Source organism: Pseudomonas sp. TH41 (assembly GCF_016650695.1).
Classification (GTDB): Bacteria; Pseudomonadota; Gammaproteobacteria; order Pseudomonadales; family Pseudomonadaceae; genus Aquipseudomonas.
Map to the genome: position 1 here is coordinate 330,001 of NZ_JAEKFH010000003.1, position 25,539 is coordinate 355,539.

Consider the following 25,539-nt stretch of genomic DNA (forward strand, 5'->3'; position numbering starts at 1 on the left):
CGCCTCCCTGGCCAAAAGCATGTTTCCTATTGTTGGCGCGCAAGGGACCACTACCCTGCGTCTCATTTTCGCCAGCGTGATCATGATGATGATTCTGCGCCCATGGCGGGCGAAGCTCACGGCGAAATCCCTGCGCACCGTCATCGTCTACGGAATGGCGCTGGGCGGCATGAACTTCCTCTTTTATATGTCCTTGCAGACAGTGCCCCTGGGTATCGCGGTAGCGCTAGAGTTCACCGGGCCACTGGCGGTAGCTATCTATGCCTCACGTCGCGCGATCGATTTCTTGTGGATCGCCCTCGCCGCCGTAGGCCTGCTGCTATTAGTACCTATTGGAGCAACAGCGGCGGGAATCGACTTGGTAGGCGCCGGTTATGCCTTGGGCGCCGGTGTTTGCTGGGCCCTGTACATTCTGTTCGGTCAAAAGGCCGGTGCCGACAATGGGGTTCAGACCGCGGCACTGGGGGTAATGATCGCGGCCCTGTTTGTGGCCCCTATCGGCATCGTCCATGCTGGCGCTGCATTGCTGACGCCCTCGCTGATTCCCGTGGCCATTGGTGTCGCCCTTCTCTCCACTGCTTTGCCCTATACGCTGGAGATGATCGCGCTCACCCGAATGCCGGCCCGTACCTTCGGCACACTAATGAGTATTGAACCTGCGATCGGCGCATTGTCTGGCCTGCTGTTCCTCCACGAATACCTCACGCTGTCACAGTGGATGGCCATCGCCTGCATCATTCTGGCTTCCGTTGGCGCGACCATGACCATGGGGAGTGCTGCGAAGCCTGCGGTCGCAGCCGATTGATATCGGATTTGACGTGGGTCTGGTATTTAACGCTCAATTAGGCCATGTTTAGGGCCGTAACCCGGCGTCAGACATGGATTTTTCAGGATAGAGATCTCAAAGCGCTTCATGCAAAAAGCGAAAACAGCCAAACCCGGGCGCTAGATCCGGGGACGCTAATAAGGACGGCAATGAAACGAATTTTGATACTGATCGCTGTACTCGCAGTTGCGGGCTGCGCGGCGACATCGGAAACGCATACGAAGCGCGGCAAGAAAGGACTTCATATCAACTGTTCCGGGCTGTCGTCATCCTGGGACAAGTGCTACACCAGCGCAGCCAACTCATGTGCCCCCAAGGGATACAAGGTTGTCGCCAAGTCAGGGGACGCCGTGGAAGAACCAGGCGATTATCCGTTTGGCCTCAACCCTGCCGGCTATACCAGCCGCAGCATGATCGTCATCTGCAAATAGGTTGATGCCGCCCTGTCAGGTTCGTGGACTTGAGATCTGGCGGCCAATCTCATCGTAACTGGACTTCAGCACCCTGCGCTGAATGTCCGGAGTGGCCAGCATTCTCGCCACCACCAATGCACCGATGCATTGCGACAAAATCGCCCAGGCCAGGCTGTCGCTTTCCAAAACCCGTGCCCAACTCTCCTGAAGTCGACAAATCCAGCTTTCCGCTTGCTGACGAACCATCACGTCGGAGCGAGCAATTTCAGCGCCTAATGTCGGCAAGGCACAACCGGATTCCGGGTGCTCGACATGAGCCATGGTCAGGTAATGCTTCACGCAGCGCTCGAGTTTGTCGCGGCCCTGGTCAGCGCCCAATCGAGCCAGGCTTTGGCCCAGCTCACGCTCGACAATTGAAGCGAACAATTCGTCCTTCGACGAAAAGTGACTGTAGAAAGCCCCCCCGCTCAAACCGATAGCCTTCATCAAACCGTCGACCCCCACCGTCGAAAACCCGGACTTCTTGGCGGACACCGCACTGCTTTCCAGCAACTTCTCTTTGGTTTCCAGCTTGTGATTGGCCGAGTATCGCATTGCCTTGCCCTCAGGATTGTTCGCCTTGACGCTTGCCGAATCGTAGCATAACGTTCGTTCAGTTAACGATCGTTTAACAAAGGGATCTACTCATGAATAACAAGAAGGTCGTATTGGTTGTCGGCGCTGGGGATGCCACAGGCGGCTCCATTGCCAAGCGTTTTGCACAGGAAGGATTTGTGGCCTGTGTCACCCGGCGTAGCGCGGACAAACTCCAGCCGCTGGTGGATGCCATCAAGGCTGACGGTGGCCAGGCCTACGGTTTTGCCTGCGATGCGCGCAAAGAAGAGGATGTGGTTGCCCTGGTCGAGCAGATAGAAAGCGAAATCGGCCCCATCGAAGCGTTCGTCTTCAATATCGGCGCCAATGTGCCATGCAGCATTCTCGAAGAAACCGCCCGCAAATATTTCAAAATCTGGGAAATGGCCTGCTTCTCAGGCTTTCTCAATGCCCGTGAAGTGGCCAAGCGCATGGCCAAGCGTCAGCGTGGCACTATCCTGTTCACCGGTGCCACCGCCGGCATGCGTGGTGCCGCGGGTTTCGCGGCATTCGCCGGAGCCAAGCACGGTATTCGTGCACTGGCCCAAAGTATGGCCCGCGAACTGGGTCCGATGAATATTCACGTCGCCCACGTTGTCGTCGACGGTGCCATCGATACCGACTTCATTAGAGACACCTTTCCCGAAAAGTACGCGACCAAGGATCAGGACGGCATCCTCAACCCCGAGCACATCGCCGAGAATTATTGGTACCTGCACAGCCAGCCCCGAGACGCCTGGACCTTCGAACTGGATCTGCGCCCCTGGAGCGAACGTTGGTAAGCCCTCCCCCACAACACTAAGCAGAGCGTATCGACCATGAGCAAAACCGTGGAGTTCTACTTCGACCTCGGCAGCCCAGCCACCTACCTGGCCTACACCCAACTGCCAACAATCTGCCAACAGACCGACAGTCAGCTGATCTACATCCCAATATTGCTGGGCGGTATCTTCAAAGCCACTGGCAACGCCTCCCCGGCGACTATCCCGGCCAAGGGCCGGTATATGTTTCAGGACCTGGACCGCTATGCCAAACGCTACGGCGTGCCGCTCAAGTACAATCCGCACTTTCCCATCAATACCCTGATGCTGATGCGCGCCGTAACAGGCATGCAACTGCGCCATCCCGAACGCTTTCAGGCCTTTATCGACTGCCTGTTTCAAGCCCTTTGGGTTGAAGGCCGCAGCCTCGATGACCCGGCAACCGTCGCGATCGTTCTGACACAGAACGGCTTCGATCCCAATCAGATAATGACCCTGACCGCCGATGAGGAGGTCAAAGCCGCGCTCAAGAACAACACCGAGAAAGCCGTGCAGCGAGGTGTATTCGGCGCACCGAGCATGTTTGTCGATAATCAATTGTTCTTCGGCCAGGATCGACTGGACTTCGTCCTTGAAGCCCTGCGTTAAATCTCGACGACCAACCGCCCCTGTGCTGCTCCGGACATCAGCAGCTCATGGGCGGCCTCGGCGTTTTGTAATGTGAAATGCCGAGGGTCTACCAACGGTTTCAACTTGCCCGCCTCGATCAATTGCGCCGCTTCTCGAAGAATCTGTCCATGATGCTCAAGCCCCTTGCCAGTCAACAACGGCAATAAGGTAAACACCCCGGAATAAGTCGCTCCGCGAAACGATAGCGGCGCGAGGCTGTGCTGGCCCCAACCCAGGCAGCTCACCACATGGCCGTGATAAATCCGGACCGCCTTGAACGACGCATTCAGCGTTTCACCGCCCACCGTGTCGTAGACGATATCGAAACCCTCCCCGCTCGTGTACTCGGCCACGTAGTCCTCAACCGAGGACGCGCGGTAATCAATAAATGTCGCACCGAACCCTTCGAAGATCGCTTGTTGACTGGCTGAGCCGGTGGCGAACACCTCGGCACCCAAGGCGCGTGCTATTTGCACAGCAACGTGCCCGACCCCACCCGCGCCGCCATGAATCAATACTTTCTGACCCGCTCGCACCCGAGCCCGGTCCACCAATCCTTCCCATGCCGTGATCAACACCAACGGCAACCCTGCTGCTTCGCGCAGACTCAGATTGCGCGGTTTACGCGCCAACAATCGGGCATCAACCACCGCGTATTCAGCCAGCGAACCCTGCGCACCGCCAATTCCGGTCGCCATTGCGTAGACCTCATCGCCCGGCAGCCATCCGCTGACGCCCTCCCCCAACACTTCAACAACGCCCGCAAGATCAATACCCAATACCGCGGGCAACGGCTGCCGAGCATGGTCTGCCTGGCCCGCACGAATTTTTCCATCCAGAGGATTCACCCCGCTGGCCCTGATCCTGACCAACACCTGACCCGCTGCAGGCACAGGACGCTGAATTAAAGCCAAGCGTAACGGCCCGTTGGCCGAGTCAACAATCAGAGCGCGCATTTCAAGTGAGTCAGTCATTTCGCAAATTCCCGTCAGAGGTGGCTGTGGGATAAATCTTGCGCTTAGTCATTCATGCCGATAAGGCGTCATATCGCTATAGTGATCATGCCCAATTGGCATCAATGAGAAAGCCCATGGACAAACTCAATGCAATGGCGATCTTCGTCCGTGTGGTCGAACGCGGTAGCTTTTCGGCCGTCGCCCGAGAGTTGCAGACCAGCCAACCCACCATCAGCAAAGTCCTGCGAGCGCTGGAAACCGAGCTGGGGGGCAAGCTGATTGCCCGCAGTACCCGGAAGCTCTCCCTGACCGACGAAGGTCAGCGGTACTACAGCGAATGTCGACACATCCTCGCGGCCGTGGATGCTGCGGAGCACAGCTTTCATTCAGGGCGCGAAACCGTTGCTGGAAACCTCAGAATTGGCTCGTCAGTGAGCTTTGGACGTTTGCAGATTGCGTCGCGACTGCCGGGTTTTCTGACTAAATACCCACAGGTGCAGATCGATCTGCAACTCAGTGATCAAAACCAGGACTTGGTCAGCGAAGGATTGGACGTCACGTTCAGGATCGGCGAGCTAAACGACAGCGGCTTGATCGCCCGACGCATCGGTACGACCCATCGAGTCACTGTCGCAGCCCCCGTCTATCTCAAACAACACGGCCAGCCGCAAACGCCGCAAGAACTGGGCGGGCATAACTGCCTGCAGTTCAACTTGCTGAACAGTCAAAACCTATGGGCTTACGAAAAAGACGCCCGACGTCACGAAGTGCGGATCAAGGGCAATGCGCAAAGTAACAATTCCGAGGCGATTCGCGAGATGGTGCTGGGGGGATTGGGGATTGCGCTGTCGCCAGTGTGGCTGTTCAGCGAGGATCTGAAAGCCGGTCGAGTGACGGCCATTTTGCAGGACTACACCGCGCAGTCGCTGCCGATTCATGCCGTGTCCCCGGCCAATCGTCGCCAATCCGCCAGGGTCAAAGCCTTTGTCGACTACATGAGCCAGGCGCTGGAAACAGCGCCTGAACTCAAGCCGGTCAGATAGCTGCGGTGCGGGTGTTCAGCCATTCAAGGGCTGCGCCGTCGAGCAACGGGCTCAACCGTTCGCGCACTTCGGCGTGGTAGGCGTTGAACCACTGCTTCTCGTCCAGCGTCAGCAGCGACGGCTCCAGGCAGCGCGTGTCGATCGGGCACAGGGTCAGGGTTTCGAACTTCAGGAATTCACCGAATTCGCTGCTGCCCGCCTCGCGGTTCAATACCAGGTTCTCGATCCGCACGCCCCAGCGGCCCGGACGGTAAGTGCCCGGTTCGATCGAGGTGATCATGCCGGGTTGCATCGCGGTTTGCGGCGCCGCAGCGGCCTGATAGGCGATGACTTGCGGACCTTCGTGAACATTCAGGAAATAACCAACGCCGTGACCGGTGCCGTGACCGTAATCGACGCTCTCCGCCCAGATCGGCGCCCGGGCGATGGAGTCCAGCAACGGCGACAGAATGCCCCGAGGAAATTGCGCACGGGACAGCGCAATCACGCCTTTGAGTACCCGCGTGCAGTCGCGCTTCTGCTCATCGGTTGGCGTACCGACCGGCACCATCCGGGTGATGTCGGTGGTACCGCCCAAATACTGGCCGCCGGAGTCGATCAGCAACAGGCCGTCGCCTTCGATCACCGCGTGTTCTTCTTCGGTAGCGTGGTAATGCGGCATGGCGCCATTGGCATTGAACGCGGCAATGGTATTGAAACTCAGCGACACATAACCTGGACGTCGAGTACGCGCGGCCGTCAGGTGTTCATCGATGGTCAGTTCGGTGACGCGTTCACGCCCCAGCGCGGTGTCCAGCCAGGTGAAGAATTCACACAGCGCCGCGCCGTCCTGCTCCATGGCCTGACGAATGTGCTCGGCATCGGCCAGGCTTTTCTGCGATTTGGCCAGGGTGGTCGGGTTCAGGCCTTCGACCAGTTTCACGCCACTGTCCAGATTATCCAGCAAACCCGCCGTGACCCGGGCCGGGTCGACCTGCAAGCTCGCCCCACTCGGTACCGCGCGCAAGGCTGCCGCCACTTCGCTGTAATCACGCAGGGTCACGCCGTCTTGTTCAAGGACCGCACGCAACTCGGCGTCGACCTTGCTCAGCGCCACAAACAATGTCGCCTGCTGCTGGCTGATCAAGGCAAAGGACACGAACACAGGGTTGAACGACACATCACCGCCGCGCAGGTTGAACAGCCAGGCGATGTCATCGAGGGTCGCGATGAAATGCCAGTCGGCACCACGTGCCTGAAGCGTTTCACGTAGTTTGGCGAGTTTTTCACCACGGCTGACTGTTGCCTGTGGCGGCAAGTGTTGATAGATCGGCTCATTCGGCAGCGTCGGACGATCGCTCCAGACGTCGCTCAACAAATCGATGTCGGTGCGCAGACGTGCGCCGCGCTCCTCGAGTTTGCCGCTCAACGTACGCGCCGACGCCACGGCCATCACCGCACCATCTACCGCAACGACGCCGCCTTCAGGGGTTTGCTCGGCCAGCCAGTCCAGCGGACCGGGCTGACCCGGTTGCAGCTTGACCAATTCGATGCCGCTGCCTTTGAGTTCCTTGGTCGCTTGCTCCCAGTAACGGCTGTCAGCCCAGACGCCGGCAAAGTCCGGGGTGACGATCAAGGTGCCGACCGAACCGTGGAAACCCGACAGCCATTGCCGCCCTTGCCAATAGCCCGGCAGGTATTCCGAGAGGTGCGGGTCGGCCGACGGCACCAGCAAGGCGTGAATGCCTTCCCGGCTCATCAGTTCGCGGGTTTGCGCCAGGCGCTGGGGCACTGACCCATTGATCGAAGGCTGCGTACTCATCGTGTCTCCTGCTAACCACTTCATCATTATTGTTGAGTGCCGATACGGGTCGGCGCTTTAAGACGCTACTGCCAGAATGCCGGAGCACTGGCGCAGGCCGCTTTAATCAGTTCAACTGCTTGGTCGATGTCCTGCTCGGTGGTGAAACGCCCGAGACTCAAGCGAATGGTTCGACCGGCCGAGCGCGCGTCATGCCCTAACGCTAGCAGCACATGGGACGGCGCATTGCTCGCGGAGTTGCAGGCCGACGTCGCGGAAAACGCGATCGATGTGCTCAGCGCGGCGGAATTGAACTCGCCTTCGTCGAAGGTCAGGCTCAGGGTATGGGGAATCCGCTGGATCGGGCTGCCATTGAGGCGAACGCCGGGAATGCTCAGTAGCTGTTCGAGCAAACGCTCGCGCAGACGCACAATCGTGTCTTTTTCTTCAGCGAACACTTGCGCTGCCAACGCGAAAGCCGCGCCCATGGCAGCAATCTGGTGAGTCGCCAAAGTGCCCGAACGTAACCCGCCCTCGTGACCACCGCCGTGAATCTGCGCCTGTAAACGCTGCTGCGCGCGAGGGCCGACATACAGCGCGCCAATGCCCTTGGGGCCATAAATCTTGTGCGCGGAGAACGACATCAAATCCACCGGCCACTGAGCCAGGTCAATCGCCACTTTGCCCGCGCCCTGGGCCGCGTCGACATGGAACAACGCATCGCGATCACGCACCACCTGGCCGATGGCCGGAATGTCGTTGACGGTGCCCAGTTCGTTATTGACCAGCATTAGCGAGACCAGAAAGGTGTCCTCGCGCATCGCCTCGCTGACCGCTTGCGGGGTAATCAGCCCCTCGGCGTCAGGCACCAGATAAGTCACCGTAACACCCGCGTCCTGCAATTGTTTTGCGGTGTCGAGAATCGCCTTGTGTTCAATCTGACTGGTGATGATGTGGCCGCCGGAAATACCGCGAGCCTGGGCGACGCCCTTGAGGGCGAGGTTATTGGACTCAGTGGCACCGGAGGTCCAGACGATCTGTTCCGCTTGGGCGCCGACCAGTTCGGCCACCTGACGCCGCGCTTGCTCGACCGATTGTCGGGCCTGTTGGCCAAACGCGTGGGAGCTGGACGCCGGGTTGCCGAAGTTGCCGCTAAAACCCAGACACTCGACCATGACCTTGATGACCCGCTCATCCACCGGCGTGGTGGCGGCGTAGTCGAAATACAACGGACGTTTATTCATAAAAGACTCGCAGAGCTTGTTCCGGGATCAGGTGCTGGAAACCACCGCACCAGCAATACCTGATCGGATGCGTTAAAGAAGTACGACTTCATTTAAAAGTGCGTAGGAACGCTCCTGAAGTCGAGCTTAACAGGCATCGGGCAACCGGTTGAAGCAATGCGTCAGCGAAAGCTTTCAAGCAACAACGGATACAACGAAACCACCAGCAATGCGGCCATGCCCCAGTTGAACAGGCGCAACCAGCGGCGATCCTTCAGCACATTGCGCAACAGCGTGCCACAAGCGGCCCAGACGCCAACGCTCGGCAGGTTGATCAGGGCGAAGACCGCTGCAATCACGATCACGTTGGTGAAATAGCCCTGCATGGGTGTGTAAGTGCTGATGGCACCGATCGCCATGATCCAGGCCTTAGGGTTGACCCACTGAAACGCGGCGGCGCCGAGGTAGCTGATCGGTTTGCTCTTGCCTTCGTCACGCTCGGAAACCGGCCCGGAATGGGCGATTTTCCACGCCAGGTACAGCAAATACGCCGCCCCGACGTAACGCAGCACGCTGTAGAGCAACGGATAGGTTTTGAACACGGCGCCCAGACCGAAACCCACTGCCACGACCAGCACAAAGAAGCCGCAGGTGATGCCCAGCATATGGGGGATGGTCCGGTTAAAGCCGAAGTTCACGCCCGATGCCAGCAACATGGTGTTGTTCGGGCCTGGCGTGATCGAGGTGACGAGCGCAAACAGGGCGAAGCCCAGCATCAGATCGAATGAGAGCGTCATGAGCGGCAGTCCATCAAGGTCAGTCAGGTATTGACCCTATCGCACGCCCTGCGGGAAACCCATGGACAGTTGGGTGAAAGTTCGAGCAGTACAGTCTCAGCTAGGGTGGCCGTGAAGCTGTACAGCACGTTCGGCGTTCATCTCGCCATGCTTGTCAAAACTGAACGACTTCTGTGGTTAGCCGAGCAATTCGGCTTTTTTCGCCTGGTATTCGTCGAAGGACAAACCGCGACGATTCAGGTTCTCCAGTGCCAGTTCCCGGCTTTCTTCCGCCGTGTATGGCCGCAATTCCGGTGAAACATGGCTTGCACATCCGGCGAGAACGGAGACCGCTAGGAGCATGGATATCGCGATTAGAGGTTTCATGTCTGGCGTCCTGACATCTGTGTTCGGGGCAATGAACACAGGCTACGCCCGGCCTTGGCTCAGTAGAAATCAACGCGCTCGATAGTGGGTATCACGGTCAAAAGATCGCGGTCAGCCTATTTTTATATTCACTTATGATCTATAAATATTTTTTAATGATCTTTTACGGAATAAGGGAGAGTGTTTATAACAACTCCGTCGATTAAACAGACCTTCACGCCTACCGCTCCATGTGCTGAACGCCCCATCGAATGCCTGACAAATCATCCCTGTGGGAGCGAGCTTGCTCGCGAATGGGCCTGAACAGCCAACTTCAGTGTCGACTGGGCGGACGTCTTCGCGAGCAAGCTCGCTCCCACAGGGATGATGTGTCGACTTTCTATTCATAGCCTTCTATTCATGGAGCTTGCCCCATGCAACTGCTGACCTTACCGCCCTCGCCCGCACTGGCCACTTCGATCCGCGCCACGGCCCAGGTGTTCGAAGATCCGAAATCCCAGGCCTTGCTCACGCATTTGCAGCAGGTCGCGCCGAGTGAAGCCAGCGTACTGATCATCGGCGAAACCGGCACTGGCAAGGAGCTGGTTGCCCGACATATCCACAACCTCAGCGCGCGACGCAACCGGCCGTTCGTGGCGGTGAACTGCGGCGCGTTCTCCGAATCCCTGGTGGAGGCCGAATTGTTCGGCCATGAAAAAGGTGCCTTTACCGGGGCGCTGAGTGCCAAGGCCGGCTGGTTCGAAGAGGCCGACGGCGGCACGTTGTTCCTCGATGAAATCGGCGACTTGCCAATGGCGATTCAGGTCAAGTTGCTGCGGGTGCTGCAGGAGCGCGAAGTGGTGCGACTGGGTTCGCGCAAGAGCACTCCCATCAATGTGCGCGTACTGGCCGCGACCAATGTGCAACTGGAAAAAGCCATCAGCGCCGGGCATTTCCGTGAGGATTTGTACTACCGCCTTAACGTGGTCAACCTGGAATTGAGTCCCCTGCGCGACCGCCCCGGCGACGTCCTGCCGCTGACCCGACATTTCGTCAAAGCCTACAGCCAGCGCTTGGGCTACGGCAGCATTACCATCAGCAAAGACGCTGAACTGAAACTGCGCAGCTACAGTTGGCCGGGCAACATCCGCGAGTTGGAAAACGTCATTCACCACACCCTGCTGATCTGCCGCAATGGCGTGATCGAGTGCGAAGACCTGCGGCTATCGAACCTGCGCATCGAGCGCCAGGACGACTACCAGGCGAATATCGACGATTCAGCGCAAGCCTTGCTCGACCGGGCCTTTCAAAAACTTTTCGAGGAACAGGCGGGCGCACTGCACGAAAAGGTAGAAGACGCTTTATTGCGGGCGGCTTATCGCTTCAGCCATTACAACCAGGTCCACACGGCAGCACTGCTGGGGCTGAGCCGCAACGTCACCCGCACACGATTGATCAAGATCGGTGAGCTGGCGGTGAACAAGCGCCGCCCCACGGAAAATGTGCTGGGTGAGCGCTTGATGCAGCTGTCGATTTAACCCACCAGATTGCAGTGCAACGCGTTGTCGTGGCTACGCTCCAGACTGTGCAGTACCTGGAACGAGCCGAAGGTCACGGTTTTCGCCTGATGGGCACGGATCAGTTGCCAGAAATCCTGCTCGCCACTTTCAAAACGCTGGAACGCGGCTTCACCCGCTTCGCGAGATTGCCATTGCAAGTAGTTGAGCACCCGCCGGCCGTCGTCGCTGGCCTGGATGCTGGCGCTCAGAAAACCGCTGTTGCTCTGGGCCAGGTGCTCGGTTTGTTTCGATAATGCCGACACCAGTGCATGTTGGTGATGGGGTTCGATCTCGAATTCGATCAATTGGGTGAAGCTGCGATTTTTCTCTGGCGCTTGCATGAAAAGTCCCCACTGACGTGTAAGCCGGATCTTGCGATCCGAAGGCCTGCAGGGTAAAACCTCTAGTTAACTAGAGGTCAAGGGGCATTGTTTAAATGATCACCTCGGAAAATTTGCATAAAGAACTCACCGTTGGCCAAGTCGCCGCCCGCAGCGGTGTGGCGGTCACGGCGCTGCACTTTTATGAATCCAAGGGATTGATCAAAAGCCATCGCAATCAGGGCAACCAGCGGCGTTATCCACGGGAAGTGTTGCGGCGGGTGGCGTTGATCAAGGTGGCGCAGCGGTTGGGGATTCCGTTGGCGGAGATTGGTGAGGCGTTGAAATCCCTACCGGATAACCGGGCGCCCACGGCGGCGGACTGGAAGGTGTTGTCGGCGCAGTGGAGTCGGGATCTGGATGAGCGGATCAACCAGTTGGTGATGTTGCGGGACCGGCTCAATGGCTGCATCGGGTGTGGGTGTTTGTCGATGGAGGCGTGTCCGTTGCGTAATTTTGGTGATGTATTGGGGGAGCGTGGGCCGGGGGCGCAGCTGTTGGAATCGGGAGTTGATCCGGAATAGCGGCGCGGCCTTCGCGAGCAGGCTCGCTCCCACAGGAGATCTGTGGCGTTCACAAATCCTATGTGGGAGCGAGCCTGCTCGCGAAGGCGTCCTGTCAGTCAGCGGGAATTTAGAACCCCGGCGCAATCTGCCCTTTATAGCGGGTCAAAATGAACTGCCGGACCTCATCGGAGTTCAACGCCTTGGCCAGTTTCTGCAGGCCAGGGTCGTTGATGTTGTCCGGCCGTGCGACGAGGAATTCGATGTACAGGCTCTTGCCCTTCTCGACGATCAACGCGCTGTTGGTGTCGATCCCAGCTTCCAGGGCGTAGTTGGCGAAGACAAACGCCAGGTCCACTTGGCTCACCGAACGGGCCAGCAACGCGCCTTCCAGTTCACGGATCTTCAGGTGCTTGGGGTTTTCAACGATGTCGCGCTGCGTCGCCAGGGTGTTGCTCGGGTCCTTGAGTTTGATCAGCCCTGCTTCGTGCAAAAGCACCAGCGCGCGACCGGTGTTCACCGGGTCGTTGGGGATCGACACGGTAGCGCCATCCTTGAGTTCGGCGATGTTTTTGATTTTGGTCGAGTACGCCCCGAACGGTTCGATGTGCACCCCGACCACCGGCACCAGATTGGTGTGGCGGGTCTTGTTGTAGTCATCGAGAAACGGACGGTACTGGTAATAGTTGGCGTCGAGGTTCTTCAATGCCAACTGCTGGTTGGGCTGGATGAAGTCAGTGAAGACCTTGATGTCCAGGTCCACGCCTTCCTTGGCCAGTGTTGGTTTAACAAATTCGAGAATTTCCGCGTGCGGCACCGGGGTGGCGCCAACGGTCAGTTTTTCGTTAGCGTGAACGCTCAACGACACAACGGCAGCCAGTATGGCCAGGGTCTTTTTCATGCTGTGCTCCAAGGCAGATTTAAGTGGCCGTCGTGGGGTGGACGTGGGGCCGATTTTTTGGGGTTTGAGTTAAAGGTTCAGCGATGGCTATAGCGCGCCACCAACCGGTCGCCGGTCATTTGCAGGGCCTGGACCAGGATCAGCAGAAGCACCACGGTCACCACCATCACGTCGGTTTGAAAACGCTGGTAGCCGTAGCGAATCGCCAGGTCGCCAAGGCCGCCGCCGCCAATCACCCCGGCCATTGCGGTGTAATCCACCAGCACAATGGCCGTGACAGTGACGGCGGCCAACAGCCCTCCCCGTGCTTCGGGCAACAAGGTGTGGCGGATAATCTGCCAAGTGTTCGCGCCCATGGCCTGGGTCGCTTCCACCACCCCGCGATCGACTTCACGCAACGCGGTTTCCACCAGCCGCGCGAAGAACGGCGTGCAACCCACCACCAGCGGCGGAATCGTCCCCGGCACGCCGAGCGAAGTGCCTACCAGCAGCGTGGTCAGGGGAATCAATACGATCAGTAAAATGATGAATGGCAGCGAACGCAGCATGTTCACGATGATCGACAGCACCCGATAAACGCCGACGGCTTCATGTAACTGGCGCTTGCCGGTGAGGAATAACACGACCCCCAGCGGCAACCCCAACAGCACGGTAAAACCGAGGGCGGCACCGAGCATGCTCAGGGTGTCGAGACATGCCTGGGCGATGTCGGCCCAATAAATGTTTTTCAGCAGTTCAGCCATGATCACGACCAGTCGTGGCGCGGAGGTTTCACGCCGTTGAGCAGCCAGTTGCCGACCACGTGGTACTTCCAGCGCACCGGGTCGTGCAAGGTGTGAACCCGCGCGTTGCGCCAGTGGCGATCGAAGTTGTGCTGCTTCAGCGTCGAGCGAGTGCCGCCGAGTTCGAACAGTTTGTTGCTGGCCTCGATGGCGATTTCGGTGGTCAGCACCTTGGCCTTGGCCACCGCCAGGGAGGCACGGGCGACGTTGTCTTCATCCGGCGCCGGCCGCGCCGCATCCAGGGCTAGACCCGCCCGTTCCAGCAAGGCTTCGGCGGCTTCCAGACGAATCTCCAGGCCCCCGACCTGAATGATGGTCAGCGGGTCTTCGCTGGCTTTTTCCACACCCGCGTCGATCCACGGCCGGGCAAATTGTTGAACGAACGCAATGGTGTCGCGCAGGGCCGCCCGGGCAATGCCGGCATCGATGGCGGCAGTGGTCAATTGCGCAAACGGGCCGGCCAGGGTCGGGCTTTCATACGAGCGATAGGTCGGGAACACATTGAACGCCGAGACGTGCAGGTCCTCGGCCAGCACCGTGCCGCTGGACGTGGTGCGCTGGCCGATGCTGTCCCAATCGTCGACGATCACCAGCCCTGGGGTTGCGCGCTCGACGAAAGACAGCTGGCCGTTCTGATCCTCATCCAGCGCCAGCACCGCCAGCCAGTGGGCATACAGCGAACCGGTGCAGTAACCCTTGCGGCCGTTGATCACATGGCCGTCGCCATAACGGCGGAGGGTCGCCTGAATATCCTGCACGTTCTTGCCGCCGGTTTCCGACAGGGCATTGGCGAAACGATGACCTTGCAGTGCCAGCTCAAAGAAATGCGCCTGCTGCTCGGGCGTGCCCTGGAGGCGAATGTCTTCCAGCAGGCAATAGTGATTTTGCGGGATTTGCCCCAGGGACGGATCGGCTGCCGAGATGATGGCGATGACCTGCGCCAGCACCGCGTAGGACACCTGCGCACCACCGAAGGCTTTCGGCACACTGATGCCCCACAAACCACTGTTGGAGTAGAAGTCGACGATCTCGGCGGGCACCTCGCGACTGCGGTCACGCTCGGCATCCTGCTGCAGTAAAACGGCGGCCACGCGTTCGGCAACCTGCAGGGCTTCGGCCTCATCGGCGATCCGATGGGCGGCCGGTGGGTTGATCGGATAAACGGCAGATTCAGGCATACAAGACTCTCGGTACCAGTGTTTAGGTGAGGTCATTGCAGCTTCTGTGCCTGACAGCCGGAGCCCCTGTTTTCGGGCAGTTCAGCGCCTTCTCGAGGGTTTTTTGATGAGAAAACCGAGCAATCTGTTGCAGCGCTGTTGATGGCTGAACAGTGGCTTAGTTATGCCTTAAACCTGTAGGAGCTGCCGAAGGCTGCGATCTTTTGATCTTGATTGTGTATTGACCTTATTGGCGACAGGGTCAAAAGATCGCAGCCTTCGGCAGCTCCTACTATATTTGTTCGCTCGGAATACTTTTTGTTTCATAACAAAAATCAGGGAGATCGATCATGAGCGTCAAACCCATTCCAGAGGGTTATCACAGCATCACCCCGTATCTGGGCATCCAGAAAGCGGCCGAAGCCATCGATTTTTACAAGAAGGCCTTTGGCGCGATTGAAGTCATGCGCCTGTCCATGCCCGACGGCGGCATCGGCCACGCTGAACTGCGCATCGGCGACTGCCCGATCATGCTCGGCACACCGTGCGATCAGGGGCCATTGAGCAATCCGGATAAATCACCGTCCGTGGGGCTGCATCTGTACGTGACCGACGTCGATAAGTCCTATGCCAAGGCGATTGCCGCCGGTGGCATCGTCGTGTCCGAGGTCAAGGATCAGTTTTATGGCGACCGGTCCGGGACCTTGAAAGACCCCTATGGGCATCTGTGGTTTCTGGCCACGCGTAAAGAAGATCTGACACAGGAGCAGATCGAAAAGCGGGCGAAGGAGATGTTCAGCCAGGGTTGAGTTTTGCAGTCGATGTTATGGCCTCATCGCGAGCAGGCTCGCTCCCACAGTAGATTTGTGCGCACAGTCAAATGTGGGAGTGAGCCTGCTCGCGAAGGGCCCAAGGGCTTAGACCCTTGATCTGCTTTCTATGAAGGGGGCGACAGGCCTTTGTCCATGGGAATGGCGTGGAGCCCCGACACCTCGAAAGTTTGAGCGCAGGGCCGATAACCCAAATGACGGTAAAACGCTTCGCTGGTTCGGGTGCTGTTGAGTTGTGCCTGACGTAAACCCTGATTGATCAACCAGCCTTCCAGGTCCTGCACCAGCGCTTGCCCGGCACCCCGGCGAAACCATTCCGGCTGCACGTAACAGAACGCGACCTTGCCACTGATCGCGGCCATGGCGACGCCGACCGGTTTGTCCTGCAACAGGGCGATGTTCAGGTACAACCGATGGTCAGTCAGCCAGGCGCTGATGTGTTCAACGGTTTTGTTGTGGACCCAGGCCGCGACGATTTTTGCATCATTGCGGTGGTCGAGCGCACAGCCGACACGGATGGAGCGCTCGACGATCCGGCTGATGATGCCGGCGTCGGCGGCGGTTGCCTTGCTGATGTGTATCGATGCATTCATGGCGCTGTTACCTCAATCCATTGAGAAAAAGCTGCCGGGGACGATAGCGCCGGCGACGGCAGCTACACCAGTGGAGAGAGGTTTCATTTGATGTGCAACGCAGAACCTAATGTAGGAGCTGCCGCAGGCTGCGATCTTTTGATCTTTTTTCAGCAAGATCAAAAGATCAAAAGATCAAAAGATCAAAAGATCAAAAGATCAAAAGATCGCAGCCTTCGGCAGCTCCTACAGGGTTTGTCAGGCCGGATGCAACGGCATGGTCAGTTCAACCCGCAACCCGTCCGGTCGGCTGTCGAAATGCAACGTGCAACCACAACGCTGAACGATCGCCTGAACAATCGCCAACCCCAGACCGCAGCCGGTGCTTTGGCCATTGCGCCAGAAGCGCTGGGTCAGGTGTTGCAGATCGTCTTCGGCAATGCCCGGGCCATGGTCTCGAACGACAAACCGCACCCGAGCCTCAGTCGTTTCAAGGCTCAGTTCGACGGCCCCGTCGCTTGGAGTATGCCGCAGCGCGTTGTCCAGCAGGTTGCGCAGCGCGGCGATCGACAGCACCGCCGGCATTTTCACCGGGGCATGAGACAGCGTTGGCGGCAGCTGAAACCTGATGCGCTGACGATCACTGCTGGCGGCGTCCTGAATCGCCAGTTTCGCCACCTGTTCGGCGCTGCATTGCACGCCATCGTCGAACGACAGACTGCCCTCGACGCGCGCCAGCAACAGCAATTGTTCAAGGGTGCGATGCAGGCGATCGGCGCCCTCTTCGGCACGGGCCAGGGATTGATCCCGGGCCGCGCCTTCGGTCATACGCGCCACTTGCAGGTGGGTCTTGATCGCCGTCAGCGGACTGCGTAATTCATGGGCCGCGTCGCCGGTCAGCCGGCGTTCGCGTTCGATGGTCTTGCCGATGCGCTGGAGCAGTTGATTCTGGGTGTCCAGCAAAGGTTGCAGTTCGCTGGGAAGCGGCTGGATCTGCAAGGGCTCGAGGGAATCGGCACTGCGGCGCATCAAGGCATCGCGCATGCGGTTCAGCGGCGCCAGCCCTTGCCCGATCCCCAGCCATAGCAGACACAGGCAACCGAGCAATGCCACGCCGACCGGAACCGAAGCCGCCAGCAGGATCGACATATTCAGCGCCTCACGCTCGATCTGCCGATCCGCCGTGGTAATCCGCAGGTCGCCACGCGCCAGGGTGAAGCTGCGCCACGGCGCGCCGTCGATCATCTGATCGTGAAAGCCCACCTTCTCGGCTTCCAGTGTTTGCTGCGGATCGGTATGACTGCGGGCAAGGATCTCGCCACGCAACGAGCTGACCTGACAGGCCATGCCGCCGGGAATATTCAATTGTTCCGCGCTGAAGTGAGTGCCTTCGCCCTTACTCGGCAACGCCGGCATTTGCTCCATCAGGCCGGCGACCATGCGCGCCGACGCCACCAGCCGCTGGTCGAGGGAAAACATCATCTGGTTGCGCAAATCGCTGAGCATCCAGGCCGCCGCCAAGGCCCAGATCAGCGCAAATGCGGCGCCGAGTGTCAGGCTCAGGCGCAAACGCAGGCTCATCACTTCGATTGATCTCCGCCATCGGCCGGCCCCAGTCGATAACCCAGGCCGCGCACTGTCTCGACAATGCCATTGCCAAGTTTGCGCCGCAGGTGATGGATATGCACGTTGAGGGCGTTGCTCTCCAGTTCGTCGTTGAAACCGTACACGCTGTCCTTGAGCTGCTCGGTGGACAGCACGCGGCCACGGTTATGCAGCAGGGCCTGCAACAACGACTGCTCGCGACGCGATAAATCGACCGGTTGGCCGCCGAGCATGGTTTCGCGGCTGCTTGGATCGTAGGTCAGAGCACCGTGCTCGATCAGATTCACACTGCGCCCCGCCACACGCCGCAGCAGGGTGTGCAAACGTGCCGCGAGTTCGCGCAGGTCGAAGGGTTTGAGCAAATAGTCGTCGGCGCCGGCTTGCAGACCATCGACGCGGTCAGTGACCGAATCGCGCGCTGTCAGAATCAACACCGGAATTTCCAGGCCATGTTGACGCAATTGCTGAAGGAGTTTGAGCCCGTCTTCGTCCGGAAGGCCAAGGTCGAGCACCATGACGTCGAACTCGGCCACTTTAAGCATCGCGCGGGCCGCCGATGCAGTGGCGACATGCTCTACGGTCAGGCCCTGGGCGGTCAGGCCGGCGACAATGCCGCTGGCGATCAACTCATCGTCTTCACAAACCAGTACGTGCATGGTTTTACCTGCAAATGCGTTGATTAAAAGGGCTGCCGATTAACCCCGGATTATGCCTGCGGCCAACACGCGCTGTCCGGACAAGCCGTCGATTAATGGCATGCAATAACTATGTACCGCACATCACTCGTCTCCACTCAATAGCCTGTGTCGGGTGTTACCTCAACCCTCCAAAGACACAGGAATCAATGATGTATACCCATTCAGATGCACTTACGATGCTGTTCGGTTTTCTCGAAAACCTGAACGCACTGATCAAGTCCGTGCAAGAGCAGCAAGAGTCCGCCAAAAAACAGGCCATGGACTTATACAACTTGGGCGAATTCACCCATGCGGAAGCTTTTTTGAAGATCCCGGCGTGTGCCGGAGACGCTGCGGCGCAGTTTGCCTTGGGCGAAATTTTCAGGCGGCGGGATAAAAAGGTTACCGACGAAAAAAAACGGGATAAGACCGTTATCGAAGAAGCAAAAAAATGGTACGCGCTCGCCGCTGCCCAGAATCATGTCTATGCCTTGATGCGACTGGCAGACGAAGATTCACTGAAAAACGCTAAAGCGCTGGCTCAGACGGCTGCCGATGGAGGCAGTGGCGAAGCGATGCTTCAGATGTACGAGCTAACAAATGACATTGAATGGCTGAAAAAATCCGCCGACGCGAATTTTCAGGAAGGGCAATACCTCCTGGCCAGACGGTATGACAAAGATGAAACCCTCATTACAGATGCGGTCACACGTCGAACGACTGTCAACACTCTGCTTGAAAAGGCTGCCAATGCGGGGTTTTCCAAAGCCATGCTCTGGTATGGCAATCGTCCCCCCGTCAGCAACGATAAGGCTGCGAAGCGGCAGTGGCTGGAAAAGAGAACACAATTAAACGACGTCAACGCGGTGCTCGATTATGGGTATGCGCTCGCCTTCGACTACACAGACGAGGAAGACGCCGATGAGTACGGTTTTGAAAGGGACGTGGTAAAGGGCTATGGACTGGTCTGGCTGGTGGTCGATACCACTCGAGAGTTTCTGCAATACGACACTGCCAGAACCAATCTTGAGGAGATCGGCAAGGGCATGACAGCGGCACAAATCCAGGCAGCCATAGCATTCGCCCAGGAATGGAAAAGCATCCATGTCTCCATGTCCGAATACCGACTGACCTACAACGAAGATCGCTAAGCGGGCCGGTTGAACAGCGCAGCAGTCAGACTGACAACTTCAATATTCGCCGACACCTTGCGTTAACACCCGGTTAATCGATGACCATCATCGTAATCAGCATCTGTAAATTCCAAGGCGTTGCCGATGCGTTTTCTTTTCCTGCTTGTATTTGGATTGTTTGCCGGACTGGCTCAAGCACAGTCCGGCAACAATCCGTTTGAAACCAAACCCGACTTTCTTCCCGTTGGCAAAGCCTTCATCTTTACCTCCGAACGCCTTGAGTCCGGTGAAACCCAGCTCTATTGGCAGATTGCCGATGGCTACTACCTGTACCAACAACGCCTGAAATTCGATGGCTTGCCGACGGAGCACAAACCGGAATTGCCCCAGGGTGAATCCCACAGCGATGAATTCTTTGGCGAACAGCAGGTTTATCGTCAAGGCCTGGAACTGAAGATTCCCGCCGGGGCCAGTGGCCAGATCAAGGTGGGTTTCCAGGGCTGTGCCGATGCCGGTTTGTGTTATCCACCGCAAACTCAAGTGGTGAATCTGGGCGGCGACGCGGCCACTTCGGCGACTAACGAAGCGCCGGATCAAGCATTGGCCAGCGGCCTCCAACAACGGGCGCTTGGCTGGAGTCTGCTGGTGTTCTTCGGCCTGGGTCTGCTGCTGGCCTTCGCCCCGTGTTCGTTGCCGATGCTGCCGATTCTCGCCGGATTGGTCGTCGGCAGTGGCGCCACGCCCAAGCGCGGTTTTGCCCTGGCCGGCAGTTATGTGGTCAGCATGGCGCTGGTATATGCGGCGATGGGTGTGCTGGCCGCGCTGCTCGGGGCAAACCTTCAGGCGCTGCTGCAAAACCCTTGGTTGCTGGGCAGTTTCGCCGCGATTTTTGTGCTGCTGGCGTTGCCGATGTTCGGGTTCTTCGAACTGCAATTGCCGGTGGCCGTGCGTGACCGACTGGAAAATGTTTCGCGCAATCAGCGCGGCGGCAGCCTCATCGGCGCTGGTGTACTGGGCGCCTTGTCCGGTCTGCTGGTCGGCCCGTGCATGACCGCCCCGCTGGCCGGCGCCCTGCTCTACATTGCGCAAAGCGGTAACGCGCTGCACGGCGGGTTGATTCTGTTCGCCATGGGCATCGGCATCGGTGTGCCGCTGCTGTTGCTGGTGACCGTTGGCAATCGCTTCCTGCCCAAACCTGGCGCCTGGATGAACCTGCTCAAAGGCGTGTTCGGCTTTCTGTTCCTGGCGACTGCGCTGTTGATGCTGCGCCCGGTGCTGGATGAATCGCTGTGGGTCGGTTTGTGCGGTGCGTTGCTGTTGATTGCTGCTTACGCCGCCTGGCGCCAGTCCGCGGGTTTCGGCCGGTCCACCCATGTATTCGGTGCCGGTTCGTTATTGCTGGGTTTTTGGGGCAGCCTGCTGGTCATTGGTGCGGCGGGCGGCAGTGATGATGTGTTCAAGCCGTTGCAGGTCTACCGCGCTTCAAATTCGAGCAATGTGGCAAGTCCCACGGCTCATGACGCTTTCACCACGATCAAGGACCCGAGCGCACTGCAGCGGGAACTGGACGAAGCGCAAACGCAAGGCCAGTGGGTGTTGCTGGACTATTACGCCGACTGGTGCGTGTCGTGCAAGGTCATGGAAAAGCAAGTGTTCGCCAAGCCCCAAGTGCTGGAAGCCCTCAGCGAGGTGCGCTTGCTACGGCTGGACGTCACCGCAGACAATGCCGCCAGCCGCGAGCTGCTCGGTCGATATAAAGTGCCGGGGCCACCGAGTCTGCTGTGGATCGGTGCCGACGGCGAAGAACGCCGTAGTCAGCGCATCACCGGCGAGGTCGATGCCGACACGTTCCTGCAACGCTGGACCACCACCCGAGACGCCCGTTAATGCTGACTTTTACCCTCGGCACTTTTGCCATCGCGCTCAATCACCTGCTGCTGATCAGCGCCCTGGCGCTGGCGACTTTTGTCGGCTGGCGGGTGGCCAAGCGCGGAGGCGAGAATCCGGAGTCGGCGCTGTTCAGCCTGTTCCTGATCGGCATGCTCGCCGCCCGGATCAGCTTCGTGGCGGTTTACTGGGCGCACTATCGCAATGATCCATGGCAAATCATCGACCTGCGCGATGGTGGCTTCCTCGCCTGGCCCGGCGTGATCACGCTGCTACTCGCCACCTTGTATCGAGGCTGGCGTCGCCCTGGCTTGCGCCGCCCCTTGGGCTTTGGCGTGGCCAGCGGCTTGGCATTCTGGCTACTGGCAACCTTCTCCCTGACAATTTACGAACAAGGCACGCGCCTGCCGGAAATCACCCTGCGCAATGCCGCCGGTCAAACCGTGCAACTTGCCGACTACAAGGGCGGTCCATTGGTTATCAACCTGTGGGCCACCTGGTGCCCGCCATGCCGCCGGGAAATGCCGGTGCTTGAAAACGCCCAGCAACACCGCCCGGACCTGACCTTCCTGTTCGTCAATCAGGCTGAAAGCATGCAAAGTGTCAGCACCTTTCTGGAAACCCAGGGCCTGAGCCTGTCCAACGTGCTATTCGACGGCGGCGGTCGATTGGGTCAGGCCGTCGGTTCGATGGCGTTGCCGACGACCCTGTTCTATAGCCCCGACGGGCGCCTGTTGGGCAGCCATCTGGGGGAACTGTCGGAAGCGAGCCTGGCCCGCGCCCTGGAAAACTTTGATTCAACTCATTCGGCCACCACGGCCACGCCTTCAAGGAAACTGCCATGCCCCGCCTCCGCCACCTGCTGACCCTGACCCTGGGCGCTGCCCTGCTGCACCTGCCGTCAGTGCAGGCCGAAGAATTGCCCGAGGCGATCAAGAAAATCGAAGCCAAAGGCGCGAAAATCGTCGGCCAGTTCGATGCGCCCGACGGTCTACGGGGTTATGCGGCGCAGTACCAGAATCGCGGCATGGCGCTGTACCTGACGCCCGATGGCAAGCACGTGCTACTGGGCAATTTGTATGACGCCGAGGGCAATGACCTGACCAGCGCGCCGTTGCAAAAGCTGGTGTACGCACCGATGGCGAAAGAAGTCTGGGGCAAGATGGAAGCCAGTAACTGGATCGCTGACGGCAACAAAGATGCGCCACGCGTCGTCTACCTGTTCAGCGATCCGAACTGCCCCTACTGCAACATGTTTTGGGAGCAGGCACGGCCGTGGGTGAAGGCCGGCAAAGTGCAACTGCGCCACATCATGGTCGGCATCATCCGCGAAGACAGCCCGGGCAAATCCGCTGCGTTGCTGGCGGCAAAGGATCCGAGCAAAGCGCTGGAAAACCACGAGAAATCCGGCAAAGAGAGCTCGCTCAAGGCATTGAAAGACGTGCCGCCGGCAATTCAGGTGAAACTCGCGGCGAACATGCAGTTGATGGAGGACCTGGAGTTGTCCGCCACCCCGGCGATTTTCTACATGGACGACAAGGGCGAGCTGCAACAGCAGCAAGGCGCGCCTTCGCCGGACGCGTTGGTGAAAATTCTCGGGCCGAAGTGATTTTGAGATTAAAAGATCGCAGCCTTCGGCAGCTCCTACAGGGGGGCGGGCGTATTCCTGTAGGAGCTGGCGCAGCCTGCGATCTTTTGACTTTAAAGCCCCTCCAACTCCGCCATTAAATCATTGAGGCGATCAACCTTGTCTCGCTGATATCACTCACACCTTCTTGGCCTTGATGCTGCTCGCTGGGTACCCAGCATCTAAAGCCCTTTGTGCGATGAACCAGTCGCTAAAAGGTGTGACTCGGACTATGTGATTTACTTCAGGTTGCCTCCAAGGAACTGCTGCAGCCGTTCACTCTGCGGATTGCCCAGTACGTCATCGGGCGCCCCCTGCTCTTCGACCAGTCCCTGATGCAGAAACATCACCTGGTTTGACACCTGGCGAGCGAAGCTCATTTCGTGGGTGACCATGATCATGGTACGACCTTCTTCGGCCAGCCCCTGAATGACCTTGAGCACTTCGCCCACCAGTTCCGGATCGAGTGCCGAGGTTGGCTCGTCGAATAGCATGACTTCCGGTTCCATGGACAAGGCCCGGGCAATGGCGACACGCTGTTGCTGACCGCCAGAGAGGAATGCCGGATATTGATCAGCGACTCGGGCCGGCAGACCGACCTTATCCAGATAACGTCGAGCCCGATCCTCTGCATCTTTCTTGCTGACACCCAGCACCCGACGCGGGGCCATGGTGATATTTTCCAGCACCGTCATGTGGCTCCACAGGTTGAAGTGTTGGAACACCATCGCCAGACGGGTGCGGATGCGCTGCAGTTCAGCCTCGTCGGCCACGCGCATGCCGTGCCGCTCATGAACCATGCGAATCGGCTGGTTGTCCAGGCTCATGGCACCGTCGTTGGGCGTTTCGAGGAAATTGATGCAGCGCAGGAAGGTGCTCTTGCCCGAACCACTGGCGCCAATCAGGCTGATCACATCGCCGGTTTTGGCTTTCAGTGAGACGCCCTTGAGGACTTCGTGGTTGCCATAGCTTTTATGCAGGTTATCAACGGTCAGTTTGTACATGTGCGCAAATCCTGAATTAGTGAGCCGGGCCCAGGAAAGACAGCCAACGGCGTTCGGCCAGGCGGAACGAACCGACCAGGGAGAAACTGACCGCCAGGTAGATCGCCGCCGCGATGCCGAACGACTGGAAAGTCAGAAAGGTTGCCGAGTTGGCATCGCGAGCGATCTTGAGGATGTCCGGCACGGTGGCGGTGAAGGCCAGCGTGGTCGAGTGCAGCATCAGAATCACCTCGTTGCTGTAGTACGGCAACGAACGGCGCAGGGCCGACGGCATGATCACATAGGCATAGAGTTTCCAGCCGCGCAGGCCATAAGCCTTGGCCGCCTCGACTTCGCCATGGTTCATGCTGCGAATCGCCCCGGCGAAAATTTCCGTGGTATAGGCGCAGGTGTTCAGGGCAAAGGCCAGAATGGTGCAGTTCATTGCATCGCGAAAAAATGCATCGAACATGGGCTGAGCGCGCACCGCGGCGATGCTGTAGATCCCTGTGTAGCAAATCAGCAACTGGATATACAGCGGCGTACCGCGGAACAGATAGGTGTAGAACTGTACCGGCCAGCGCACCCAAACATTGCTTGAAACCCGGGCAATCGACAGCGGGATCGACATCAAAAAGCCGAAAAAGATCGACGCGCTGAGCAGCCAGAGAGTCATGGTCAACCCGGTGATGTGATGACCGTCGTGATAAAGGAAAGGTTTCCAGTATTCCTGCAGTAGTTCAATCATCGTACAGCCTCTCGGGAACCGGCCGCGTAATGCCGTTCGAGCCAACGCAAGACGACATTTGAGGCACTGGTAATCAGCAAGTAAATCAGCGCTGCCAGCACCAGAAAGTAGAACAGTTGGTAGGTGCTTTTGCCGGCATCCTGAGCAGCCTTGACCAGATCGGCCAGGCCGATGATCGAGACCAGTGCGGTGGCCTTGAGGATCACCATCCAGTTATTACCGATGCCCGGCAGGGCAAAGCGCATCATTTGCGGGAACACCACGTATCGAAAGCGCTGGGTGCGGCTCAGGCCGTAGGCGGTAGCCGCCTCCATTTGGCCGCGGGGTACGGCGAGGATCGCGCCGCGAAACGTTTCGGTGAAATACGCTCCGTAGATGAAGCCCAGGGTGATGACCCCGGCGCTAAACGGATCGATCTCAATGTAGTCCCAACCCAGCGCTGCAGTGAGGCTCGTCAGCCAGGTTTGCAGGCTGTAGAAAATCAGCAGCATTAGCACCAGGTCCGGCACCCCACGGATCAGCGTGGTATAGAGTTGCGCGGGAATGCGCAACGCAGAAGATCGTGAAAGTTTGGAACTGGCGCCAATCAGGCCGAGCAACGCGCTCAACAACAGTGACAACACCGATAGTTTGACGGTCATCCAGGTGCCTGACAGCAACAGCGGACCGAAGCCCTTTAGACTGAAGCCGGATAGCCCCAGAATCTGCAATAGGTTTTCGAACATTGGGCAGCCCTTTGGCAATCAAGA

27 protein-coding genes and 1 pseudogene (1 of these 28 only partly in view) are annotated in these 25,539 nt (G+C 58.6%); 12 read left to right on the top strand and 16 right to left on the bottom strand.

Annotated elements, in window-relative coordinates; genetic code table 11:
• A protein-coding gene (gene rhtA / locus JFU37_RS04240; protein WP_201113232.1) for a threonine/homoserine exporter RhtA crosses the window boundary here: on the top strand, positions 1-805 show its 3' portion. It extends 83 nt beyond the left edge of the window; only the last 805 of its 888 coding nucleotides appear in the window; its start codon lies off the left edge, out of view; its stop codon occupies positions 803-805.
• A gap of 170 nt (positions 806-975) precedes the next feature.
• Complete coding sequence (locus JFU37_RS04245; protein WP_201113234.1) at positions 976-1,257, top strand: hypothetical protein; 282 nt, start codon at positions 976-978, stop codon at positions 1,255-1,257.
• Between the two features lie 15 nt (positions 1,258-1,272).
• Here the strand turns inward: JFU37_RS04245 and JFU37_RS04250 are convergent, their stop codons facing one another.
• Positions 1,273-1,833 carry a TetR/AcrR family transcriptional regulator gene (locus JFU37_RS04250; RefSeq protein ID WP_201113236.1) on the bottom strand — a complete coding sequence of 187 codons (561 nt, stop codon included), beginning with the start codon at positions 1,831-1,833 and terminating at the stop codon, positions 1,273-1,275.
• Positions 1,834-1,925: 92 nt separating this feature from the next.
• Between JFU37_RS04250 and JFU37_RS04255 the strand changes: the two genes are divergently transcribed.
• Positions 1,926-2,654: an SDR family oxidoreductase gene (locus tag JFU37_RS04255; protein ID WP_201113238.1), complete on the top strand. Its 729-nt coding sequence runs from the start codon at positions 1,926-1,928 to the stop codon at positions 2,652-2,654.
• 36 nt (positions 2,655-2,690) lie between these two features.
• A complete protein-coding gene (locus tag JFU37_RS04260; protein WP_201113240.1) occupies positions 2,691-3,281 on the top strand; it encodes a 2-hydroxychromene-2-carboxylate isomerase in 591 nt (196 codons plus the stop codon).
• Here the strand turns inward: JFU37_RS04260 and JFU37_RS04265 are convergent.
• Positions 3,278-4,276: a zinc-dependent alcohol dehydrogenase family protein gene (locus JFU37_RS04265; RefSeq protein WP_201113242.1), complete on the bottom strand. Its 999-nt coding sequence runs from the start codon at positions 4,274-4,276 to the stop codon at positions 3,278-3,280. The genes JFU37_RS04260 and JFU37_RS04265 overlap by 4 nt on opposite strands.
• A 116-nt stretch (positions 4,277-4,392) precedes the next feature.
• Between JFU37_RS04265 and JFU37_RS04270 the strand changes: the two genes are divergently transcribed.
• On the top strand, positions 4,393-5,301 hold the full coding sequence (locus JFU37_RS04270) for a LysR family transcriptional regulator (protein ID WP_201113244.1): 909 nt from the start codon (positions 4,393-4,395) through the stop codon (positions 5,299-5,301).
• Here the strand turns inward: JFU37_RS04270 and JFU37_RS04275 are convergent.
• From JFU37_RS04275 to JFU37_RS04290, 4 genes and pseudogenes are all read right to left on the bottom strand, one after another.
• On the bottom strand, positions 5,294-7,102 hold the full coding sequence (locus JFU37_RS04275; RefSeq protein WP_201113246.1) for an aminopeptidase P family protein: 1,809 nt from the start codon (positions 7,100-7,102) through the stop codon (positions 5,294-5,296). The two genes, JFU37_RS04270 and JFU37_RS04275, sit on opposite strands and share 8 nt — an antisense overlap.
• A gap of 65 nt (positions 7,103-7,167) precedes the next feature.
• Complete coding sequence (locus JFU37_RS04280) at positions 7,168-8,325, bottom strand: cysteine desulfurase family protein (protein ID WP_201113248.1); 1,158 nt, start codon at positions 8,323-8,325, stop codon at positions 7,168-7,170.
• A 161-nt stretch (positions 8,326-8,486) separates the two neighbouring features.
• The gene (locus JFU37_RS04285) at positions 8,487-9,101 is read right to left on the bottom strand and encodes a LysE family translocator (RefSeq protein WP_201113250.1); all 615 of its coding nucleotides are present in this window, start codon (positions 9,099-9,101) and stop codon (positions 8,487-8,489) included.
• 96 nt (positions 9,102-9,197) lie between these two features.
• A pseudogene (locus JFU37_RS04290) lies at positions 9,198-9,467 on the bottom strand (hypothetical protein).
• A 413-nt stretch (positions 9,468-9,880) separates the two neighbouring features.
• Between JFU37_RS04290 and JFU37_RS04295 the strand changes: the two are divergent.
• Positions 9,881-10,984: a sigma-54 interaction domain-containing protein gene (locus JFU37_RS04295; protein WP_201113252.1), complete on the top strand. Its 1,104-nt coding sequence runs from the start codon at positions 9,881-9,883 to the stop codon at positions 10,982-10,984.
• On the opposite strand, the gene JFU37_RS04300 is transcribed toward JFU37_RS04295, so the two are convergent.
• The gene (locus JFU37_RS04300) at positions 10,981-11,346 is read right to left on the bottom strand and encodes an antibiotic biosynthesis monooxygenase (protein ID WP_201113254.1); all 366 of its coding nucleotides are present in this window, start codon (positions 11,344-11,346) and stop codon (positions 10,981-10,983) included. The genes JFU37_RS04295 and JFU37_RS04300 overlap by 4 nt on opposite strands.
• Before the next feature lie 95 nt (positions 11,347-11,441).
• Between JFU37_RS04300 and soxR the strand changes: the two genes are divergently transcribed.
• Positions 11,442-11,909 (top strand): redox-sensitive transcriptional activator SoxR, encoded by a 468-nt coding sequence (gene soxR / locus JFU37_RS04305; RefSeq protein ID WP_201113256.1) that lies wholly within the window; start codon positions 11,442-11,444, stop codon positions 11,907-11,909.
• A gap of 109 nt (positions 11,910-12,018) precedes the next feature.
• On the opposite strand, the gene JFU37_RS04310 is transcribed toward soxR, so the two are convergent.
• The 3 genes from JFU37_RS04310 to JFU37_RS04320 form a co-directional block, all read right to left on the bottom strand.
• The gene (locus JFU37_RS04310; RefSeq protein WP_201113258.1) at positions 12,019-12,789 is read right to left on the bottom strand and encodes a MetQ/NlpA family ABC transporter substrate-binding protein; all 771 of its coding nucleotides are present in this window, start codon (positions 12,787-12,789) and stop codon (positions 12,019-12,021) included.
• A 77-nt stretch (positions 12,790-12,866) separates the two neighbouring features.
• A complete protein-coding gene (locus tag JFU37_RS04315) occupies positions 12,867-13,532 on the bottom strand; it encodes a methionine ABC transporter permease (protein ID WP_201113260.1) in 666 nt (221 codons plus the stop codon).
• 2 nt (positions 13,533-13,534) lie between these two features.
• Positions 13,535-14,749: an SfnB family sulfur acquisition oxidoreductase gene (locus JFU37_RS04320; protein WP_201113262.1), complete on the bottom strand. Its 1,215-nt coding sequence runs from the start codon at positions 14,747-14,749 to the stop codon at positions 13,535-13,537.
• Between the two features lie 329 nt (positions 14,750-15,078).
• On the opposite strand from JFU37_RS04320, the gene JFU37_RS04325 reads away from it, so the two are divergent.
• Positions 15,079-15,537, top strand: coding sequence for a VOC family protein (locus tag JFU37_RS04325; RefSeq protein ID WP_201113264.1), 459 nt, complete (start codon positions 15,079-15,081; stop codon positions 15,535-15,537).
• 128 nt (positions 15,538-15,665) lie between these two features.
• Here JFU37_RS04325 and JFU37_RS04330 read toward each other — a convergent pair whose 3' ends face one another.
• From JFU37_RS04330 to JFU37_RS04340, 3 genes are all read right to left on the bottom strand, one after another.
• Entirely contained in the window at positions 15,666-16,151 is a 486-nt protein-coding gene (locus tag JFU37_RS04330; RefSeq protein WP_201113266.1) for a GNAT family N-acetyltransferase, read from the bottom strand.
• Between the two features lie 237 nt (positions 16,152-16,388).
• Positions 16,389-17,714 (bottom strand): ATP-binding protein, encoded by a 1,326-nt coding sequence (locus tag JFU37_RS04335; protein WP_201113268.1) that lies wholly within the window; start codon positions 17,712-17,714, stop codon positions 16,389-16,391.
• The gene (locus tag JFU37_RS04340; protein ID WP_201113270.1) at positions 17,711-18,391 is read right to left on the bottom strand and encodes a response regulator; all 681 of its coding nucleotides are present in this window, start codon (positions 18,389-18,391) and stop codon (positions 17,711-17,713) included. Before JFU37_RS04340 ends, JFU37_RS04335 begins: the two co-directional genes overlap by 4 nt.
• Positions 18,392-18,582: 191 nt before the next feature.
• Between JFU37_RS04340 and JFU37_RS04345 the strand changes: the two genes are divergently transcribed.
• From JFU37_RS04345 to dsbG, 4 genes are all read left to right on the top strand, one after another.
• Positions 18,583-19,563, top strand: a complete 981-nt coding sequence (locus JFU37_RS04345; RefSeq protein ID WP_201113272.1) for a tetratricopeptide repeat protein — start codon at positions 18,583-18,585, stop codon at positions 19,561-19,563.
• A 126-nt stretch (positions 19,564-19,689) separates the two neighbouring features.
• Positions 19,690-21,432: a protein-disulfide reductase DsbD gene (gene dsbD / locus JFU37_RS04350; RefSeq protein WP_201113280.1), complete on the top strand. Its 1,743-nt coding sequence runs from the start codon at positions 19,690-19,692 to the stop codon at positions 21,430-21,432.
• The gene (locus JFU37_RS04355) at positions 21,432-22,298 is read left to right on the top strand and encodes a TlpA disulfide reductase family protein (protein WP_201113282.1); all 867 of its coding nucleotides are present in this window, start codon (positions 21,432-21,434) and stop codon (positions 22,296-22,298) included. The genes dsbD and JFU37_RS04355 overlap by 1 nt, the downstream gene beginning before the upstream one ends.
• Positions 22,274-23,041, top strand: a complete 768-nt coding sequence (gene dsbG / locus JFU37_RS04360) for a thiol:disulfide interchange protein DsbG (RefSeq protein ID WP_201113284.1) — start codon at positions 22,274-22,276, stop codon at positions 23,039-23,041. Before JFU37_RS04355 ends, dsbG begins: the two co-directional genes overlap by 25 nt.
• Before the next feature lie 257 nt (positions 23,042-23,298).
• Here the strand turns inward: dsbG and JFU37_RS04365 are convergent, their stop codons facing one another.
• The 3 genes from JFU37_RS04365 to JFU37_RS04375 are packed head-to-tail and all read right to left on the bottom strand — an operon-like array spanning position 23,299 to position 25,515.
• Positions 23,299-24,063: an ABC transporter ATP-binding protein gene (locus JFU37_RS04365; protein ID WP_201113292.1), complete on the bottom strand. Its 765-nt coding sequence runs from the start codon at positions 24,061-24,063 to the stop codon at positions 23,299-23,301.
• 16 nt (positions 24,064-24,079) lie between these two features.
• The gene (locus tag JFU37_RS04370; RefSeq protein ID WP_201113294.1) at positions 24,080-24,790 is read right to left on the bottom strand and encodes an ABC transporter permease; all 711 of its coding nucleotides are present in this window, start codon (positions 24,788-24,790) and stop codon (positions 24,080-24,082) included.
• Positions 24,787-25,515, bottom strand: coding sequence for an ABC transporter permease (locus JFU37_RS04375; protein ID WP_201113296.1), 729 nt, complete (start codon positions 25,513-25,515; stop codon positions 24,787-24,789). The genes JFU37_RS04370 and JFU37_RS04375 overlap by 4 nt, the downstream gene beginning before the upstream one ends.
• Positions 25,516-25,539: the final 24 nt, after the last annotated feature.

Bases quoted from the DNA above. Each gene is read 5' to 3' on its own strand.
- JFU37_RS04245 (WP_201113234.1), top strand. From the start codon at position 976: ATGAAACGAATTTTGATACTGATCGCTGTACTCGCAGTTGCGGGCTGC.
- JFU37_RS04250 (WP_201113236.1), bottom strand. From the start codon at position 1,833: ATGCGATACTCGGCCAATCACAAGCTGGAAACCAAAGAGAAGTTGCTG.
- JFU37_RS04255 (WP_201113238.1), top strand. From the start codon at position 1,926: ATGAATAACAAGAAGGTCGTATTGGTTGTCGGCGCTGGGGATGCCACA.
- JFU37_RS04260 (WP_201113240.1), top strand. From the start codon at position 2,691: ATGAGCAAAACCGTGGAGTTCTACTTCGACCTCGGCAGCCCAGCCACC.
- JFU37_RS04265 (WP_201113242.1), bottom strand. From the start codon at position 4,276: ATGACTGACTCACTTGAAATGCGCGCTCTGATTGTTGACTCGGCCAAC.
- JFU37_RS04270 (WP_201113244.1), top strand. From the start codon at position 4,393: ATGGACAAACTCAATGCAATGGCGATCTTCGTCCGTGTGGTCGAACGC.
- JFU37_RS04275 (WP_201113246.1), bottom strand. From the start codon at position 7,102: ATGAGTACGCAGCCTTCGATCAATGGGTCAGTGCCCCAGCGCCTGGCG.
- JFU37_RS04280 (WP_201113248.1), bottom strand. From the start codon at position 8,325: ATGAATAAACGTCCGTTGTATTTCGACTACGCCGCCACCACGCCGGTG.
- JFU37_RS04285 (WP_201113250.1), bottom strand. From the start codon at position 9,101: ATGACGCTCTCATTCGATCTGATGCTGGGCTTCGCCCTGTTTGCGCTC.
- JFU37_RS04295 (WP_201113252.1), top strand. From the start codon at position 9,881: ATGCAACTGCTGACCTTACCGCCCTCGCCCGCACTGGCCACTTCGATC.
- JFU37_RS04300 (WP_201113254.1), bottom strand. From the start codon at position 11,346: ATGCAAGCGCCAGAGAAAAATCGCAGCTTCACCCAATTGATCGAATTC.
- soxR (WP_201113256.1), top strand. From the start codon at position 11,442: ATGATCACCTCGGAAAATTTGCATAAAGAACTCACCGTTGGCCAAGTC.
- JFU37_RS04310 (WP_201113258.1), bottom strand. From the start codon at position 12,789: ATGAAAAAGACCCTGGCCATACTGGCTGCCGTTGTGTCGTTGAGCGTT.
- JFU37_RS04315 (WP_201113260.1), bottom strand. From the start codon at position 13,532: ATGGCTGAACTGCTGAAAAACATTTATTGGGCCGACATCGCCCAGGCA.
- JFU37_RS04320 (WP_201113262.1), bottom strand. From the start codon at position 14,749: ATGCCTGAATCTGCCGTTTATCCGATCAACCCACCGGCCGCCCATCGG.
- JFU37_RS04325 (WP_201113264.1), top strand. From the start codon at position 15,079: ATGAGCGTCAAACCCATTCCAGAGGGTTATCACAGCATCACCCCGTAT.
- JFU37_RS04330 (WP_201113266.1), bottom strand. From the start codon at position 16,151: ATGAATGCATCGATACACATCAGCAAGGCAACCGCCGCCGACGCCGGC.
- JFU37_RS04340 (WP_201113270.1), bottom strand. From the start codon at position 18,391: ATGCACGTACTGGTTTGTGAAGACGATGAGTTGATCGCCAGCGGCATT.
- JFU37_RS04345 (WP_201113272.1), top strand. From the start codon at position 18,583: ATGTATACCCATTCAGATGCACTTACGATGCTGTTCGGTTTTCTCGAA.
- dsbD (WP_201113280.1), top strand. From the start codon at position 19,690: ATGCGTTTTCTTTTCCTGCTTGTATTTGGATTGTTTGCCGGACTGGCT.
- JFU37_RS04355 (WP_201113282.1), top strand. From the start codon at position 21,432: ATGCTGACTTTTACCCTCGGCACTTTTGCCATCGCGCTCAATCACCTG.
- dsbG (WP_201113284.1), top strand. From the start codon at position 22,274: ATGCCCCGCCTCCGCCACCTGCTGACCCTGACCCTGGGCGCTGCCCTG.
- JFU37_RS04365 (WP_201113292.1), bottom strand. From the start codon at position 24,063: ATGTACAAACTGACCGTTGATAACCTGCATAAAAGCTATGGCAACCAC.
- JFU37_RS04370 (WP_201113294.1), bottom strand. From the start codon at position 24,790: ATGATTGAACTACTGCAGGAATACTGGAAACCTTTCCTTTATCACGAC.
- JFU37_RS04375 (WP_201113296.1), bottom strand. From the start codon at position 25,515: ATGTTCGAAAACCTATTGCAGATTCTGGGGCTATCCGGCTTCAGTCTA.